A 15,686-nucleotide genomic window follows, 5' to 3' on the forward strand; every position below is an offset into this window, starting at 1 on the left:
CGCCAAAGCCAAGGAAAAACCTAGTATCCAAGCGGCTTCCCGCGCTTTTGCACACAAATTTGCATTGCCTTCCATTTCAGAATCGGCCACGATTGCCGCTTACGTGATTTTTCAGCATAGGAGAAGCCCAATGAGTCACTCTCATGAAGTGAACAAGACGCTTAAGGAAATCAACGAAAAGATTCGCAAAGGCAAGGCCGTCGTCCTCAATGCAGAGGAGATGGTGGACGTGGTGCGCAAGAAGGGGAAAGTCGCCGCGGCCAAAGAAGTGGACGTCGTAACCACCGGCACCTTCTCGCCCATGTGTTCCAGTGGTCTGCTGTTTAATATCGGCCAGAAAAATCCGCCCACCATGCGCACGTCCAACGTCTGGCTGAACGACGTGCCCTGCTACGGCGGTCTGGCGGCGGTGGATTCCTACCTCGGCGCCACCGAGCCCACCGAGGACGACCCGCTGAACAAGGTCTATCCCGGCCAGTTCAAGTACGGCGGCGGCCACGTCATCGAAGACCTTGTCCGCGGCAAGGCCGTCCACCTGCGCGCCACGGCCTACGGCACGGACTGCTACCCCCGCCGCGAGCTGGATAAAAACATCACGCTGGCGGACCTGCCCTTTGCCGAGCTGCTCAACCCGCGCAACTGCTACCAGAACTACAACTGCGCCGTGAACCTGACGAGCCGCCTCATCTACACCTACATGGGGCCGCTCAAGCCGGGCGGGCGCAACGCCAACTACGCCACCGCAGGCCAACTGAGCCCGCTGTTCAACGACCCGTACCTGAAGACCATCGGCCTTGGCACGCGCATCTTCATCGGCGGCGGCGTGGGCTATGTTCTTGGCGCGGGCACCCAGCACGACGCCGCGCCCAAGCGCAACGAACGCGGCATCCCCATGACCGGGGCCGGAACCCTCATGCTCAAGGGCGACCTCAAGAGCATGGACGCCCGCTACGTGCGCGGCGTTTCCATCACCGGCTACGGCTGCTCGCTGGCCCTTGGCGTTGGCATCCCCATCCCCATCCTCAACGAGGACATGGCATGGTTCACCGGCGTCAGTGACGACGATATCGATATGCCCATCAGGGACTACGGGTACGACTACCCCAACGGCCTGCCGCGCATTCTCAAGCACGCCAAGTTCTCGGAACTGGTCAGCGGCGAGATTGAACTCAACGGCAAAACCGTGCAGACCGTCCCCCTGACCAGCTACAGCCGCTCCCTTGAAGTGGCGAACGAGCTCAAAAAATGGATCGAAGACGGAACATTCCAGCTCACCGAAGCGCAGGAAGAGATTCCCTCCTCCTAGACGACGTTCCGGAGCGCCTGCGCCTCACAATGCAGGCGCTCCTGACGCATATCCGTTCGGCCGCCCCGGGCACCATCGCAGTGTCCGGGGGGCTGGACAGCCGCCTGCTCTCCCATGTGGCCAAGCGCCTTGGCGCGGCCATGACCTGCCTGCATATCTCCGGACCCCACCTGACGCCCGATGAATCCGCCGCCGCCCGCGCGTGGCTGGAGGCCCTTGGGCTGCCGTTTCAAATCATCACCGTGGATCCACTGCGCGTTCCAGGTGTGGCGGACAACGGTCCTGAGCGCTGCTACCACTGCAAGCACCACCTGTTTACCGCCGCGCGGAGCGCCGCCCCCAAGGGAGCACTCCTTGACGGCACAAACGCCAGTGACCACGGCGAATACCGCCCGGGCCTGCGCGCCCTTGCCGAACTGGGCGTGCGAAGCCCCTTTGCCGAAGCGGGCATCACCAAGGACGACATCCACACGCTGGCGCGCGCCCTGAGTCTGCCACACCCGGACCAGCCCGCGCGGCCCTGCCTGCTCACGCGGTTTCCCTACGGCGTGCGGCCAACACCAGCGCTTCTGGCCCGCCTTGGCGCGCTGGAGGACCGCCTAACCCGCGAAGGCTGGACAGACTTCCGCGTGCGCGTGGAGGAGGGCGGCGCACTGCGCCTGCACGCCCATCCCGCCAACGCCGGCCGCCCGGTGCCAGAGCGCCTGCCCGTCACCTTCACCGCCGCCGTCAGCGGCCACTTTGACCGCGCCAGCGGCCTGGGCAAAAAATAAGGCGCGCCCGGCCAAGCCGTCACGCGCCATCACCTGCGAAAGGGTCCCCCTTTTCGCTCCTGCATGGTCCGTCCTCTACATATCAAGCTCGCGTACATCATCCGGCACGTGGCCGCCAACGGCAAAGCGTCCGGCCCAGTCCGGGTCGCGGCGCACAAAGGTCTCATCCCACGCTAAAGCCCAGGCATGCAGCAGCATGCGCTGGTTGCCCCGGGATGTACCGTATTTGCCGTCCCCCACAAGGGGATAGCCGCGCCCGGCAAGCTGCACGCGAATTTGGTGCGTACGCCCGGTGAACAGCCGCACGCAAAACAGCGTCGCCGCGCCATCGGTGTACAGCGACAGGGCGCGGGCGTGGGCATCCTTGCCCGAACCGGTGCGCACCTTCTCGCGCCCGGGCGCGCCGCTGCGCTCCATGGTGTCGCGCATGGTCAGGCGCGTTCCCGCCTTGCATGCGCCCTCTGTCCAGCACAAATAGTATTTCCCTAGCGTATGACTCTGAAAAGCCTCCTGAAGGTGCCTCAGGGCCGCATACGTTGCACCGCAGGCCAGCAGGCCCGAGGTATCACGGTCGAGACGGTGGGCGGGAGTGGGAGTAAACGCCGCGCCCGCATACTGCGCCTTGAGGCGCTCGGTGACGGCGTCGGCATGTCCGGTGCCGGGCTGCACAGGCAGGCCGGCGGGTTTGACGATGACCAAGACGCCGCCCTCATCGTACGCCACGGGCAGCGCAGGCCCGGCAACTGAGGGGGCTGGAGCATCATCAAGGCGGATGGGCGGCACGCGCACCACCTGCCCGGCGCTCACGCGGTCAAAGGGCTTTTTGCGGCCCCCATCAACGCGCACCTGTCCCTTGCGCACAAGGCGCATAAGAAGAGAGCGGGGCACATTCCCCAAACGGCGCTGGAGAAACTGCAGAAGCTTTTGCCCGGATTCGGCGTCGGACACGTCAAGATGCTGTACGGGTGGCATGGGGCGGTCTTAGCGCAACTGCGCCTCAAGGAAAAGAGGGGATGTACGCGCCATAGCGCTTGCGGTTTTTGGCCTTGAAGCGGACCACATCGCGCACCATTTGGCTGGCGGGGTATCCGGCGTCGCGGGCGCGGCTCATCCACCGGGTAACGCCAACGTCCAAATTCACACGGGTATCGCGCAGGTCGGCTTCCGGCCACACAAGAAACTGCACCTGATGGCGCTTCACCGCCCAGCTTACGGCCTTGCGGGTATGGGCGTCCACGTACTGCCCGGTCCACACCGCATGCTCGCGCGAGAGGTCTTCCATCACCTGCTGCACCGCCTGCGGCAGGCTTTCCCACACCGCGCGGTTCATGACCACGACAAAGGGATACACGTGCAGGTTCAGCGCCACCTGATACCGGCAATACTCGGCAAAATTCATATCCATGAGCACATCAAGCGAGGACAGCACGCCTTTGACCGTGCCTTTGTGCAGGGCGTCGCCGGTCATGGACATGGGCAGGGAAACCGGCACACCACCAAGGCGGCGGATAATATCAAGGCCGTTGCCGATGGCGCGCACCTCAAGGCCCTCAAAGTCCGCAAGGCCCCGCACGGGCACCTTGCTCATCAGGCAACTGGGGCCGGAGGTGAACACCGTGAGCACCTTCACGGACTGAAACTGGGCCGGTGAATAGCGTTGGAACATATCCCAAAACGTCGCGCAGGCCACCGTGGCGGAGGTGAATCCAAGGGGCTCTTCAAACAGGGTGCACACCGGCGACTTTTGCTGGGCAAAGGGCAGGGACACGCACCCGATATCGGCGGTTCCCGCGGCCACCGCCTGCTGCATATCCCCGGCCCCGGCAAGGGTCGCTCCGGGGTAGGTTTCAATTTCCACAGCGCCCTGGGTGCGCCGCTCCACCTCATCGGCCCAGCGCTCCATCTGGATGCACGGGAACGTGGAGGCCGGGGGCGAATTGGCATAGCGCAGGCGGAGAGGCTCCGCCAAAACTGGCGGCGACAACGCCACACAGGCCATAATGCCAAAAACAATCCGGACCACAACGCGCACGGGCACACTCCCTGCTATGCATGACACATATTTCCGCCCACCATACCACGCCCAGCACGCTAAGGAAAACCGTCCGGGCAATATTCCCCCGCGGCACGCTCGGAAACAAAAACAGCCCCCGCAGCATATGCTGCGGGGGCTGGTGGGTGCCATATGGCGGGAGGCGGCTTACTGCTCGCGCTCCACCGGGGTGGCCGGGTCCATCTTGGTCTGGTCGAGGGGGTAGCTGATCACCATGGCCTTACGCTGGCCAAGGCCGGAGTGGCCGGGGTAGGTGTTCAGGGCGACGTACAGGTCGCGCACGCCGTCGTTGTTGATGTCGGCCAGACCGTAGTCGCACACGGTGCCCTTGATGCGGCGCGTCTTCCACGACAGGCTCAGACCCACACCGTCCCAGAACAGGGAGTGGATTTCGCCGTTGGGGAAGAAGCGGTAGCGCTCGAAGAACTGCGCGGCCACGGAGATGTTCTTGTTGACCAGAATCTCCCAGCTGTCGTTGCCATCAAGATTGGTGGGAACGAGGCGCAGGGGGATGTAGTACATGTTGGTGTACTGGTCGCGGGCGGTGCCGAGGCCGCTCAGGGTATCCGGCAGTTCAAAGCCCAGCTGCGAACCGGCAAACTGATCCAGAGACGTGTACTGCAGTTCGTTGCTGGGCGTGTACACTTCAATCTGGTCCTGCTTGTTCACCAGCAGCAGCTTGTGGCCGTCTTTGGTGGGCAGGTAGGCGATGTTGAAGACGTTGGCCTTTTCAGGCACGGCCACGCGCTTGCCCAGCTGGAACTCGCCGCCCATGCGCACCATTTCGTGGATGGGGGAGTCAAAGGTCCGCAGGCGGCCGGCCTTCTGGCCGATAAGCACGGGGGAGAACGTGGGCGGCATGCGCACCACGTGCATGAAATAGGGCAGATCTTCGGCCACAGGCTTCAGGGCCTGACCGTCGAAGTGGTAGATGTAGGAGTTGGGGGTATTGCGCCCGTTGCGGCTCATGGCGGAGTCGAGGTCGTGCTCGTACACGCCGGAGACCACAATTTCCTGCACGCCGTCCCTATCGGTGTCGATGAGGTTCACGTTCAGGAGTTCAATGCGGCGCGAGGGGGTCACCTCGGCCAGCAGGCGCAGGCGGCCGCGGTCGTAACGGTATACGGACAGGGTGTTCTTGCTGATAAACAGCATTTCATTCTGGCCGTCGCCGTCGGGGTCACCGGCAACCATGCCCTGAGCGGTAAAGCCAAGGCGGGGGCTTCTCCAGCGTCCGGGCGTATCGGAACCGCCGGAGTAGCGGAACTGCGGATTCAGGTAGAACTGCTGTCCGTCCTTGCGCTCGTTGAAAATGAGCTCGGGGTTCATGCGGTTCACGGGCTGCTGCTGGGCCGCCTGAGGCGCGGGAGCCGGGCGCTTGAAGATGCGGTCGTTGATGTCGCCGGCCATGCCTTCAAGGGCGGGAATCAGGCCGCCGATGTCGGTCTGCACGCTCTGCGGCCAGGCGGCGCCGTCGTTGTGGGACACGCGCACGTCCACGCTGCACTGCTCGCCAACCATGGTCACACTGCCCCAGACGAGGTAGTCTGCACCAAGGGCGCCAAGGGCCTTGGCGGCGGCTGCGTCGGAATCGGGAGCGCTGTTCACCTTGGCGGCGACGTCGTCCTTGCTCATGGGTTCAAGATGGTCTTCCCAGCTAAGGCGGGAAATCATCATGTCCTGAATGCCACGGCTCAGGTACTGGTACTTGTCGGGACCATTGATGGCGAAGGGAAGGACCGCAAAGGTCTTGGCCAGTTCCGCAGCCATAGCCTGCCCGGGCAGGAGGATGGCTACCGCCATGAGAAGGGTCGCCAGATAACGCACACAACCCATGAATTTCAGCTCCTTGAAAGAAAAGATTGCAAAAGCGCGGACTGCGGGCCAAGCCGGCCCCGCCTCCGCACGATGGTGTCGTTCAGTATGGTCTTCATTTCCAGTTCGGAAAGGAAGACCTGTGTAGCACCTTCTGCGTAAGGACGCAAAATCTAACTTTGTCCATGCAGAACATGGGCGCGGACCACCCGGTGGCCCCCACCTTGCGCTTGCGCTTTGGGCGCGCAGTCCGTAGGTTCCGAGGCTTTGAAAGCCGTACATCAACCCTCGACAACACACACCATGGCAGAATCAACCACCATTCCCACCACGGACGCCAAACGGACCTTCCGCTTGGCCTGTCCCCAGCAGGACCGTCAGCTTGCGCTGGATCTCCTGCACGCCGAGGGCTACCGGTTTGCGCCGGAGCCGTTTTCCGATGTGGCCTACCACCTTACCGAGGAGCCAGCGCCCCTTGGTGGCAGCCTCGCCAACACCTTTGGCCTCATCTACATTCAGGACAAATCCAGTATGTTGCCGCCCCTGTATCTGGACCCGGCCCCCGGGTCGGCAATTCTGGATATGTGCGCCAGTCCGGGCGGAAAGACAAGTCTTTTATCGCTTCTTGTGGGGCCGGAGGGCTTTGTCATCGGCAACGAGCCAAACCGCTCGCGCCTTGAAACCCTGCGCCGCAACCTGCACCGCATGAACGCGGTCAACGCCGCCACGTGCTCCTTCCCCGGCGAGGAACTCCCGCTGTTGCCCGGCTCCTTTGATGCCATCCTGCTGGATCCGCCGTGCTCGGGGTGGGGCACCGTCAATAAAAATCCCAACGTCATGCAGATGTGGAGCGAGGACAAGACCGAACCGCTGGAACGCCTGCAGCGTGAACTGTTGCGTACCGCCGTGGATCTTCTCCGGCCCGGCGGGCGGCTGATGTATTCTACCTGCACCACCAATGCACGCGAAAATGAAACCCAGGCCGATTTCGCCATCCGCGAGTTGGGCCTGACCCTGGACCCGTTGCCGCATCCTCCGGGTTTTCAGGTGGACGCGCCGACCATGGCGCACCTTGAAGGCGTTCTTCGTGTGGGCGGCGGTCAAGAGGGCGGACAAGGATTCTTCCTCGCCCGGTTTGTGAAGCCGGAAGGCGGCGGAGAAGACCGCGCGCCTGTGCCGGGCGGCAAGGGCGACTTTCCGGGGCGCCCGTTATCCCGCGCGGAACGTGACCTGTGCGCGCAGGCCGGAGCGGACCTTGCTGGATTGCCACCGGGAGAGGTCTACCGTTTTGGGGAGAATACCTATTTTCTGCATGAGCACGCGCTACGCATTATTCCGCGTGCCATGCGCTGGCAGGGCTTCCCGGTAGGAAAGTTTGCGGGCAAGAAGTTTAAGCCCGATGCCCGGCTGCGCGCGCTGCTTCCCGGTGACGCGCAGCGGTTTGTGGATGCGTCGTCCATTGACGTTATTCGTCAGCTGCTGTCCGGCCAAAGCCTGACGGCGCCGCAGTCTGGGAAGTGGGCAGGCTTGTCGTTTCATGGGCGCCCTCTTGCCCGGCTTGCCGTGAAGGGAAAGCGCGTGTTGTGGTCTGACAGGTAACCGTGACGGTTTGTGGACCGTTTTGAGCGGGGCACTTCTTCGGGAGTGTCCCGCTTTGTTTTGCCCAAAGGTCATCGGTTCCTTTCATGGCCTGTCTTTGTCTTCGTGTCCTGTGGCATGACGAGATGTGGGGCGTTGACCATCATGGTGTTGGTTTTGGTGTTTCTGTGCTTTTGGCTGGGTTTGGTAAAAGCTTCTGGTGTCGTGTCGGGTGATATGCTGATGGTGCCTCTTGTGGCTTTTCCACTTTCGGCTTCTTCTGATTGCTTTTGTCGCAGCGGTTGGATGCGCTCCCGCCCGGTTTGGGACATCCCCTCTCTCTTCTTCTTCTCTTCTTTCTTTTGTTTTGTTGTTGTGGGAGTTGGTCTGTTCGTGATGTTCGTTTGTTAATTAACGTCCCTGAAAAATTGACTTTTCACGTGTTCTTTTCTGACGGGAATAACGATGTGCTTGTGACAGGGCCGGGCCGTTTGCCCAAAAGTGTGTTCGTCGTGTCGTTTTCGTGTTCACGAATGTTCGTAACCTGTTTGTCACCCTGCAGCCCTTGCGCCGGGCGTGTTGCGCTCCTGTTTTGGACCTGACTTTTGGAAAGTTACGAACATGGGGCTTTGGGGGGCGGATTGGGGGCGCAGGGCAGAATGTTCAAAACGTGAGCGCCCTTAAACCGCCCGGCGCAAGGGCAAAAAAAAGCCCGGCTCAGGAGCCGGGCTGGAGAGGACGCACGCGGGAAGACCTCGGTCAGGAACGCGCCTTGCGCGTGCCTGCATAGAGGTCATAGACAAAGAGGCGGCACTCGATGCGGCCATTGAACAGCGGAATGCGGCGGCGGGTGCGCAGGCCGATGCGCTTGGCAAGGTGCATGTTGCCCGTGAAGACCGCTCCGGTGTAGCCTTGGCACGACTGTTTGAACATGTCGCCAATGGCGGTGTAGATGGGCTCCAGTTCGCGCTCGGAGCCAAGGCGCTCGCCGTATTCGGGATTGAGCAGGATGCAGTCCCCTTCGGTGGCCGGGGGGACGGTGGTGCGGCGGAAGTCGCACACGTCAAATTCAATGGCGCGCGCCATGCCCGCGGCCTCGGCATTCTTGCGCGCGGCGGCCACGGCCTTGGGGTCAATATCCGTGGCGATGAGACGTCCGGTTGGCGCCGTGCGGCGCTTGAGGGCGTCCTCGCGCATGAGGGACCATTCCCCGGCGTCGTACCCGGACACGTGCATAAAGGAAAAATTCTCGCGCAGAAGCCCCGGCGCAGTGTTGGTGGCAAGCAGGGCCGCCTCGATGGCAAGGGTGCCGCTGCCGCACATGGGATTGACGAAATGCGCGCCCGGCTTCCACTGCGTGCCAAGGATGGCGGCGGCCGCCAAGGTTTCGCGCATGGGCGCGCGGTGGGGCAGCTTGCGGTAGCCGCGCATGGACAGCGGCTCGCCCGTGGTATCAAGGTATAGGGTCACGCTGTCGTCGTGCCAGTACAGGGAGACCACGGCGCGGCTTCGGTCCGGGCCGGAGTCTGGACGGCGGTCCTTGTGTTTGAGGATGCGGTCCACTATGGCATCCTTGGTGCGCAGGCCGGCAAAGCGGGCATCACGCACCGCCTCGGTGCGGGCGGAGGCCACCACGGAGACGTACCCGTCCGCGGGGATGATATCCTCCCATGGCAGGCGCGAGACTTCGCGGTACAGCGCGTCCGGCGAATCCGCGCGGAACTGCGCCAGTTCAAGGAGCACGCGGTGGGCCGTGCGCAGATGCAGGTTCAGGAGCATGCAGTCCGTGAACGTGCCTGTGGTTTCCACGGCGGCGGGGCGCTCGGCCGTGACGTCAAAGCCCAGCTGGACCAGCTCCTCGGCGACAAAAGGCTCTACAGCCTTGGCGCAGGTGATCAGTATGGTGTGTTCCGTTTCAAATATGCTCATGGCGACTCCCTTGCGCATGTGGCGCGTTGGCGGAACATAGGGTACACCTGCAACGCAGGCAAGTCTGCTCCCGCAGGCCGGGAGCGCGGCGCACCGGAAAGGGTGGTGTGAAACCTGTTCGTTTTTGCCATAACTTTCTTTTATCATTGACGCTTTTGTGTGTTCCTTTTCTCCGGAACACGCAGGGCGAAAACTCAACAACGAGGTGGATATGATTGGAACGACCCGACGGTTGCGGCGGCTGTTTCACACCCGGACATCACGCTCGGTCATCCTGCCGCTGGACCATGGAGCAAGCGACGGCATGCTTCAGGGGATCGAAACCTTTCCCGAACTCCTCGCGGGCGCAGCAACCTTGCCCGTGCAGGGCGTGGTGCTCAATAAGGGCCTCGCCCGGGCCAAGGCCGCAGATGTGGAGCCGGAGACGAATCTTATCATCCAGCTGTCTGCCGGAACCAAACACGGCCTGCCCAACTACAACCAAAGCATTGTCTGCTCCGTAGAGCAGGCCCATAGGCTGGGCGCAGACGCCGTGTCCGTGCATGTGAATATCGGCAACGACCTTGAAGACCGCATGCTGCAGGAGTTCGGCACCATCACCGACGAGGCGCACCTCCTTGGCCTGCCCGTTATTGCCGTGATTTACGCCCTTGGCGGCCAAATCGTGAACGAGCTGGACCCCAGCCTCATCGGCCACTGCATCCGCCTTGGCGGCGAGCTTGGCGCGGATGTGGTGTGCGTGCCCTATTCCGGGGACGCCGCATCCTTTGCCCACGCCGTGGAGCAGTCCCCGGTGCCGGTGCTGGTGACGGGTGGTCCGGGCCAGCCGGATTGGAAGTCCTTCCTTGCCATGATTCAGGAGGCCCTTGAGGCCGGCGCGTCCGGCGTCGCCATTGGGCGCAATATTTTCCAGCATGGCGAGCCTATGAAGGCCCTTGCCGCTGTGTGCGAGGCTGTGCACGGCGCAGGCGAATAGTGTGAGCCGCCCACGGGCGGCGGATGATGAAAAAACGGGGCGCGGCCAGAAGGCTGCGCCCCGTTTTGCGTGTGGGGGAAGGGCCGGCGCGCTCGCGCTAGCTTGTGGCGATGGTGATGGCGTTCTTGTAGGCATTGAACACGTCTTCGCGGTTCAGGATGCCAATAATCGTGTGCGGGGATTCCGGGTGCACCACGGGAATCTGCCCGTAGTCGGTATCCACGAACTTCATGAGCGCGGTGTACAGGTCGTCCTTGGGGACGAGGGTTGCGGGCTTGCCCGCGAGGTCGCGCACCACGATGAGGTCAAAGAGGCAGGTTTCGTACAGCACCTTGCGGACGTCCTTCATGCCCAGCATGCCCGTAATGGCGCCCTCGGTGTTCTTGATGGGGAAGTAGAGCTCGTTGGTGCCGACGATGATGTCCGTCAGCGCCTTGAGGGTGGTGCCTTCCTCCAGTGTGGTCACGCGGCCGGGGCGGAAGTAGTCCTTCACGTACAGGCCTTCGAGGACGTTGATGGTCATGTCCTCAATATGCGCTGGTGACTCAAACTTGTTCTCCACCTGATTTTCGTACAGCGAGGTCTTTTTGCCGAGGACAATGCACACCACGCTGGCCAGCATCAGCGGCGCAAGCAGGCCGTAGCCCTGCGTCAGCTCGCAGACCATAATCATGGGGCCGATGGGGGCATTGGCCACACCAGCAAAGAAGGCCGCCATACCCACCAGCACGTAGCCGCCGGGCTGGGTGACAATATCCGGGAAGTACTTGTTGGACAGAAAGCCGATAAAGCCGCCGCTCATGCCGCCAACAAACAGGGCCGGGGCAAACATGCCGCCGCTCATGCCCGACCCGATGGTCACGGACGTGGCAAGGGTCTTGCCCACAAGGATGGCCAGCATGATGGAGACGGCCAGCTCGCCCTTGATGGCGAGTTCCAGCCAGCCGTAGCCGCCTGTCAGCAGCTGCGGGAACATCATGCCCAAAAGGCCCATGGTCAGGCCGCCGAGGCCCATGGCCCACATCAGGCCCAGCTTGAGGGAGAGCGGCTCAAAGACCTTAAATTTGATGAATTCAAAGGTGCGGATGTAGAACCATCCGGTGAAGGAGCAGAAAAAAGCCATCAGCACATAAAAGGGCAGTTCCAGCGCATTGGTGAAGTGGAACTCGGGGATGCCGAAGATGGGGGTTGTGCCGAAGAAGAGGGAAAACAGGGAATAGGCGATAACAGAGGAAATGACGGCAGGCAGAACGGCCTCTGATTCAAAGTCTTCCTTGTAGATGACTTCAATGGCGGTGAGTGCGCCGCCAAGGGGGGCGCGGAAAATCGCGCCGAGGCCGCCCGCCGCACCTGCAAGCAGCATGATGCGGCGCTCCTTTGTCGTCAGCTTGAATTTGTCCGCGATATAGCAGCCAATGGTCGCGCCCATCTGCGAGATGGGACCTTCGCGGCCGGCGCTGCCACCGGTAACGATGGTGAACATCGCGGTGACGCCTTTGATAAGGCCCACAAGTGGAGGGATTTTCCCTTCCTTATTGTGGAAGGCGTTGATGGTGGCGTCGGTGCCGTCGGTGCCGCCACCAACGGAGTCCGGGATAAAGCGCATGATGAGCCAGCCGGACGCAAGACCCACCGCTGTGGTCATGATGGGGATAAGCCAGGGCCGGAAGGCACCGGCCGGGCCGTGGAAGATCTCTTCGCCCGCGGGGCCGGGAAGGGTAAAGCCCGCAAACTGATGGATGAAGACGAATTTCAGATATTCCACGCCCGTAAAGAAGAGTACGGCGGCAAGCCCTGAAAAGACGCCCACGCCCAGTGACAGACCTATCCAGCGCATGGTCTGGCCATGGAACATGGAGTAGAGCGTTTTTATGGTTTTGGTAAACATGGCTTACATTTGCGCCTCGGAGCTGGCAAGGATGGTCCGCGCCAGGTTGATGTCGTGTGAGATTTGGTCCATGAGCTGCTGCAGATCGTCGAATTTCTTTTCCGAGCGCAGGCGCTGGACAAAGCTGACCGTCAGGTCCTTGCCGTACAGGTCCTTCTCAATGTCCATGATGTGGACCTCGACGGAAACCGCGTCGTTCCCAAAGGTGGGGTTGTAGCCGATATTGGCTACAGCCGGACGCGTTACGCCGTCCACCATGGCCCAGCAGGCGTAGACGCCAAGCCCGGGCGACAGTTCATCCACCAGCTTCAGGTTTGCGGTAGGAAAGCCCAGCAAGCGGCCGCCGCGGTTGGCGCCGTGCTGGACGGTACCGGTCACGGTGTAGAAGCGCCCCAGCAGCGGTCGCGCGTCCCACACATTTCCGGCCTGCACGAGGTCGCGGATGCGGGTGGAGCTGACGATGGCGTCGCCGTGCATATAGGGGCCAACGCGTTCCACGCCAAAGCCGTACTTGTGCCCAAGGGCGGTGAGCATCTCGTAGTTGCCCTTGCGGCCCTTGCCAAAGGCGTAGTCGTAGCCGATGACGAGTTCCTGCGTATTCAGGCCGTCCACGAGGTAGGTGTGCACAAAGCTTTCCGGATCCAGCGCCGCCATGTCGCGGGTGAATTCCAAAACCACGCACAGTTCAATGCCCATCTCGCTGATGAGCTGGAGCTTCTGGTCCAGAAGGGTGATAAAGGGCGGAGTGTTCGATGCAGTGAGAACCCGCAGGGGATGCGGGTCAAAAGTGATGGCAACGGATTCCTGATGGTTTGCCCGCGCCTTGTCGCGCGTTCTGGCCAGCAGCTTCTGATGCCCCTTGTGGACCCCGTCAAAGTTGCCAATGGTGACGCACGCGCCACGCAGGCTGTCTCGGATGTCCTCTATGTTGCGGATGACGATCATGTGGGTGATGCCTTTTGAGTCTAGGGATATGATGAGGGCATGTGCTACCCCAAATCAGCATGTCGTTCAAGCCGTGAAACATCTGTGAAGAAAGCAGTTTTATAACTGCCCGAAAAAATGGACAAAAAGAAACCTAAAAAAAGTACTTGCAAAACCCAGCGCCCCCAAGCTATACAGGCCGTCCACCGAGTGCCGAAGTGGTGGAATTGGTAGACACGCTAGGTTCAGGGTCTAGTGAGCGTTCGCTCGTGGGAGTTCGACTCTCCCCTTCGGCACCACTCAAGAAAGTAAGGCTTCCAGCATAATGCTGGAAGCCTTTTTTCGTTGGTTTTCTGGGCAAGATATCGTAAGGGCATACTCAAGACTAATAGAGATATGTTTGTTTGAAGGGGATAAAAATGAATTTTATTACTTGTGCAGACCATAAGTTTATGCGGTTTGCGCGTGTTTTGCAGAAAACGATGCAGTCTCATGGCGGGATGCGTTTGTATATTTATGATATAGACCCGTCTCGTGAGAAGCATAAGGATGCTGACTTTAAGATATCCGCAGGGTTAGGATTTGATCAGTCTGATTCGCGGGGGCATATAATAGCAAATCATAAGCCGGTATGTATTGATGATTTTTTGAGGCGTATGAATGGACCTTGTGTCGCTATTGATTCAGATTGCTTGATAACTGGGCGAATAGAAGAAAGCGAATTTGACGGGTTCGATATGTGTGTCACCCCTCGCGGAATTCGAGAAAATAAGCCACATATTTTGAAGAATGGTCTTATAAATTCTGGTTTTATTTTCTTTAGGCCGAAAGAATCTGTTTTTCGTCTACTGAAGTTGTGGCGTGACCGTTGTGCAGGTGAAGATGTCTCTGATCAGAAGGCTTTGAGTGATATTCTTTTGTGTTCAGTTGATTTCAATAAGGGGTTAGGTTCCCAGTGTTATGAAGATATTGAAGTCGGGCTTATTGATCCCGATGACTATAATGATGTGACGTGTAAAACTGGACGAGTTTTTCATTGTAAAAGTGTTGCTCGGAAAAAAAACAAATATTGCACGTACATTATTCTTTCCAGGATTGTATGTCTTTTCCCTATGGTGGTTGATTTTATTGTTTCAATGAACAGGAAGAAGAGATTCTTGGTATATAAAAGGAAGAGATGATGTTGTGTAGGGATAAGCAATTGACCGCTCATTCTTTGTTGTATAGCACGCTTTTTATGGTGCTTTTTTTTCTGGGGGTATACAAAAATGTGTATATCGCAATGGCCGTTCTTTTTGTTTTCTCTACATTTTCACTCTTTCTTTTGAAGAAAAGATGGAGTCCATCGGGATATTTTGATCTTTTTTTATTTTTATTGTTTTTGCTTGTAATATCCTTTTCTGGTGGTGGATTCCTTTTAGATCGAAAACAAATTTTGATGTTTCTCTCTCTGTTTGTGTCCGGTGTTGCACTTTCACAATGTCAACAAAAAAAGCTTCAGTTTATTCTGATGTGCGTTCTACCCTGTGTCTTTGTCGTCCAGTTCGTTTCTTATTATGCACTGTCTGTGGATGAGTCTTTGTGGATGGGAGAACGCTTGAAGCTTTATATTATTCACCCAAATGTCCTCGCTGCGCTATGTATTGTGCCAATATGCGCTTATCTTGGTTTTGGTAAACAGCGTCAAAATGTTTTTACTTTTTTGACTGGTTTGATTATCCCTTGCTGTATAATTGTGTTGACATATGCAAGGGCATCACTTTTAGGCTTGTTTGTTGTTTTTTTTGTTTATTGTATATTGCAAAAGTCTAGGATGACGCTTTTTTTGATGTTGATTTTTTTGCTAGGAGTCTCTTCTATTGTAATAATAGAAGGTCGTCAGGCCAAAAGGTTTGTAAGTGCTGTTACAAATCCTCTTGAGGACAGTACGTTTCTTTCGCGTGTGCCAATTTGGATGTCTGCGATTGAAGGTTTTAAAGAAAATCCTTTTTTAGGGAAGAGTCATAATTCATTCCACGGCTTTCATAGTGAATATATAAAGAAAAATTATGCAGGGTTGAAAAAGACTTTTCCATTAGTCGAAAGTGGTATGTATCAGGCCCACAACTTATATGTGGGGCTTCTCTATTCGTGGGGATTGTTTGGGTGTCTTTTGTTTTTTGTTATCGTGTTGCGCAGTGCTTGGAGAAGTTACAAAATAGATTTTTTGTATGGGGTTCTAACAATCGCATTTTTATTTTCCCAAGGTTTTTTTGAGTTTATTCTTCATAGAAAAGACGGGGCATTTATAGTTTTTCTTCCGATTGGTATGTCCTGGGGGTATACCTACCTTCAAAAAGCTCAAACTTTTCGTACGTAATGGTGGTTGGTGAAGGGCCTTCGGCACCACTCAAGTGTCCTACTAGCGTTCTTCTCTGACAGATTCGAGGTACTCGTTAATGGTT

13 protein-coding genes and 1 tRNA gene are annotated in these 15,686 nt (G+C 58.7%); 8 read left to right on the forward strand and 6 right to left on the reverse strand.

From position 1 onward, the window contains the following. The first annotated feature begins 130 nt into the window (after positions 1-130). Both ACY69P_RS00285 and larE read left to right on the forward strand, forming a co-directional pair. Positions 131-1,306 carry a homocysteine biosynthesis protein gene (locus tag ACY69P_RS00285; RefSeq protein WP_459900188.1) on the forward strand — a complete coding sequence of 392 codons (1,176 nt, stop codon included), beginning with the start codon at positions 131-133 and terminating at the stop codon, positions 1,304-1,306. A 29-nt stretch (positions 1,307-1,335) separates the two neighbouring features. Continuing rightward, on the forward strand, positions 1,336-2,079 hold the full coding sequence (gene larE, locus ACY69P_RS00290) for an ATP-dependent sacrificial sulfur transferase LarE (RefSeq protein ID WP_462326183.1): 744 nt from the start codon (positions 1,336-1,338) through the stop codon (positions 2,077-2,079). Positions 2,080-2,154: 75 nt separating this feature from the next. Here larE and ACY69P_RS00295 read toward each other — a convergent pair whose 3' ends face one another. From ACY69P_RS00295 to ACY69P_RS00305, 3 genes are all read right to left on the reverse strand, one after another. After that, positions 2,155-3,051, reverse strand: coding sequence for an RluA family pseudouridine synthase (locus tag ACY69P_RS00295; RefSeq protein ID WP_462326184.1), 897 nt, complete (start codon positions 3,049-3,051; stop codon positions 2,155-2,157). Positions 3,052-3,076: 25 nt separating this feature from the next. After that, the gene (gene dctP, locus ACY69P_RS00300) at positions 3,077-4,111 is read right to left on the reverse strand and encodes a TRAP transporter substrate-binding protein DctP (protein ID WP_462326185.1); all 1,035 of its coding nucleotides are present in this window, start codon (positions 4,109-4,111) and stop codon (positions 3,077-3,079) included. Between the two features lie 168 nt (positions 4,112-4,279). Further along, positions 4,280-5,968 (reverse strand): FG-GAP-like repeat-containing protein, encoded by a 1,689-nt coding sequence (locus ACY69P_RS00305; RefSeq protein ID WP_462326186.1) that lies wholly within the window; start codon positions 5,966-5,968, stop codon positions 4,280-4,282. Positions 5,969-6,250: 282 nt separating this feature from the next. Here ACY69P_RS00305 and ACY69P_RS00310 point away from each other — a divergent pair, with 282 nt between their 5' ends. Then, entirely contained in the window at positions 6,251-7,546 is a 1,296-nt protein-coding gene (locus ACY69P_RS00310; RefSeq protein ID WP_462326187.1) for an NOL1/NOP2/SUN domain family protein, read from the forward strand. A gap of 135 nt (positions 7,547-7,681) precedes the next feature. Next, complete coding sequence (locus tag ACY69P_RS00315; protein WP_462326188.1) at positions 7,682-7,936, forward strand: hypothetical protein; 255 nt, start codon at positions 7,682-7,684, stop codon at positions 7,934-7,936. A gap of 348 nt (positions 7,937-8,284) precedes the next feature. Here ACY69P_RS00315 and ACY69P_RS00320 read toward each other — a convergent pair whose 3' ends face one another. Continuing rightward, on the reverse strand, positions 8,285-9,454 hold the full coding sequence (locus ACY69P_RS00320; RefSeq protein ID WP_462326189.1) for a THUMP domain-containing class I SAM-dependent RNA methyltransferase: 1,170 nt from the start codon (positions 9,452-9,454) through the stop codon (positions 8,285-8,287). Between the two features lie 211 nt (positions 9,455-9,665). Between ACY69P_RS00320 and ACY69P_RS00325 the strand changes: the two genes are divergently transcribed. After that, on the forward strand, positions 9,666-10,430 hold the full coding sequence (locus ACY69P_RS00325) for a class I fructose-bisphosphate aldolase (protein ID WP_459900199.1): 765 nt from the start codon (positions 9,666-9,668) through the stop codon (positions 10,428-10,430). A gap of 97 nt (positions 10,431-10,527) precedes the next feature. Here ACY69P_RS00325 and ACY69P_RS00330 read toward each other — a convergent pair whose 3' ends face one another. Beyond that, the gene (locus ACY69P_RS00330) at positions 10,528-12,318 is read right to left on the reverse strand and encodes a chloride channel protein (RefSeq protein WP_462326190.1); all 1,791 of its coding nucleotides are present in this window, start codon (positions 12,316-12,318) and stop codon (positions 10,528-10,530) included. Positions 12,319-12,321: 3 nt separating this feature from the next. Beyond that, positions 12,322-13,263, reverse strand: coding sequence for a bifunctional riboflavin kinase/FAD synthetase (locus ACY69P_RS00335; protein WP_462326191.1), 942 nt, complete (start codon positions 13,261-13,263; stop codon positions 12,322-12,324). Positions 13,264-13,454: 191 nt separating this feature from the next. Between ACY69P_RS00335 and ACY69P_RS00340 the strand changes: the two genes are divergently transcribed. From ACY69P_RS00340 to ACY69P_RS00350, 3 genes are all read left to right on the forward strand, one after another. Then, positions 13,455-13,541: transfer RNA gene (locus tag ACY69P_RS00340), tRNA-Leu, on the forward strand. 120 nt (positions 13,542-13,661) lie between these two features. Continuing rightward, positions 13,662-14,423, forward strand: a complete 762-nt coding sequence (locus ACY69P_RS00345; RefSeq protein WP_462326192.1) for a putative nucleotide-diphospho-sugar transferase — start codon at positions 13,662-13,664, stop codon at positions 14,421-14,423. A 20-nt stretch (positions 14,424-14,443) separates the two neighbouring features. Continuing rightward, complete coding sequence (locus ACY69P_RS00350) at positions 14,444-15,601, forward strand: O-antigen ligase family protein (protein WP_462326193.1); 1,158 nt, start codon at positions 14,444-14,446, stop codon at positions 15,599-15,601. Positions 15,602-15,686: the final 85 nt, after the last annotated feature.

The sequence above is a fragment of the Desulfobaculum sp. genome (assembly GCF_054921475.1).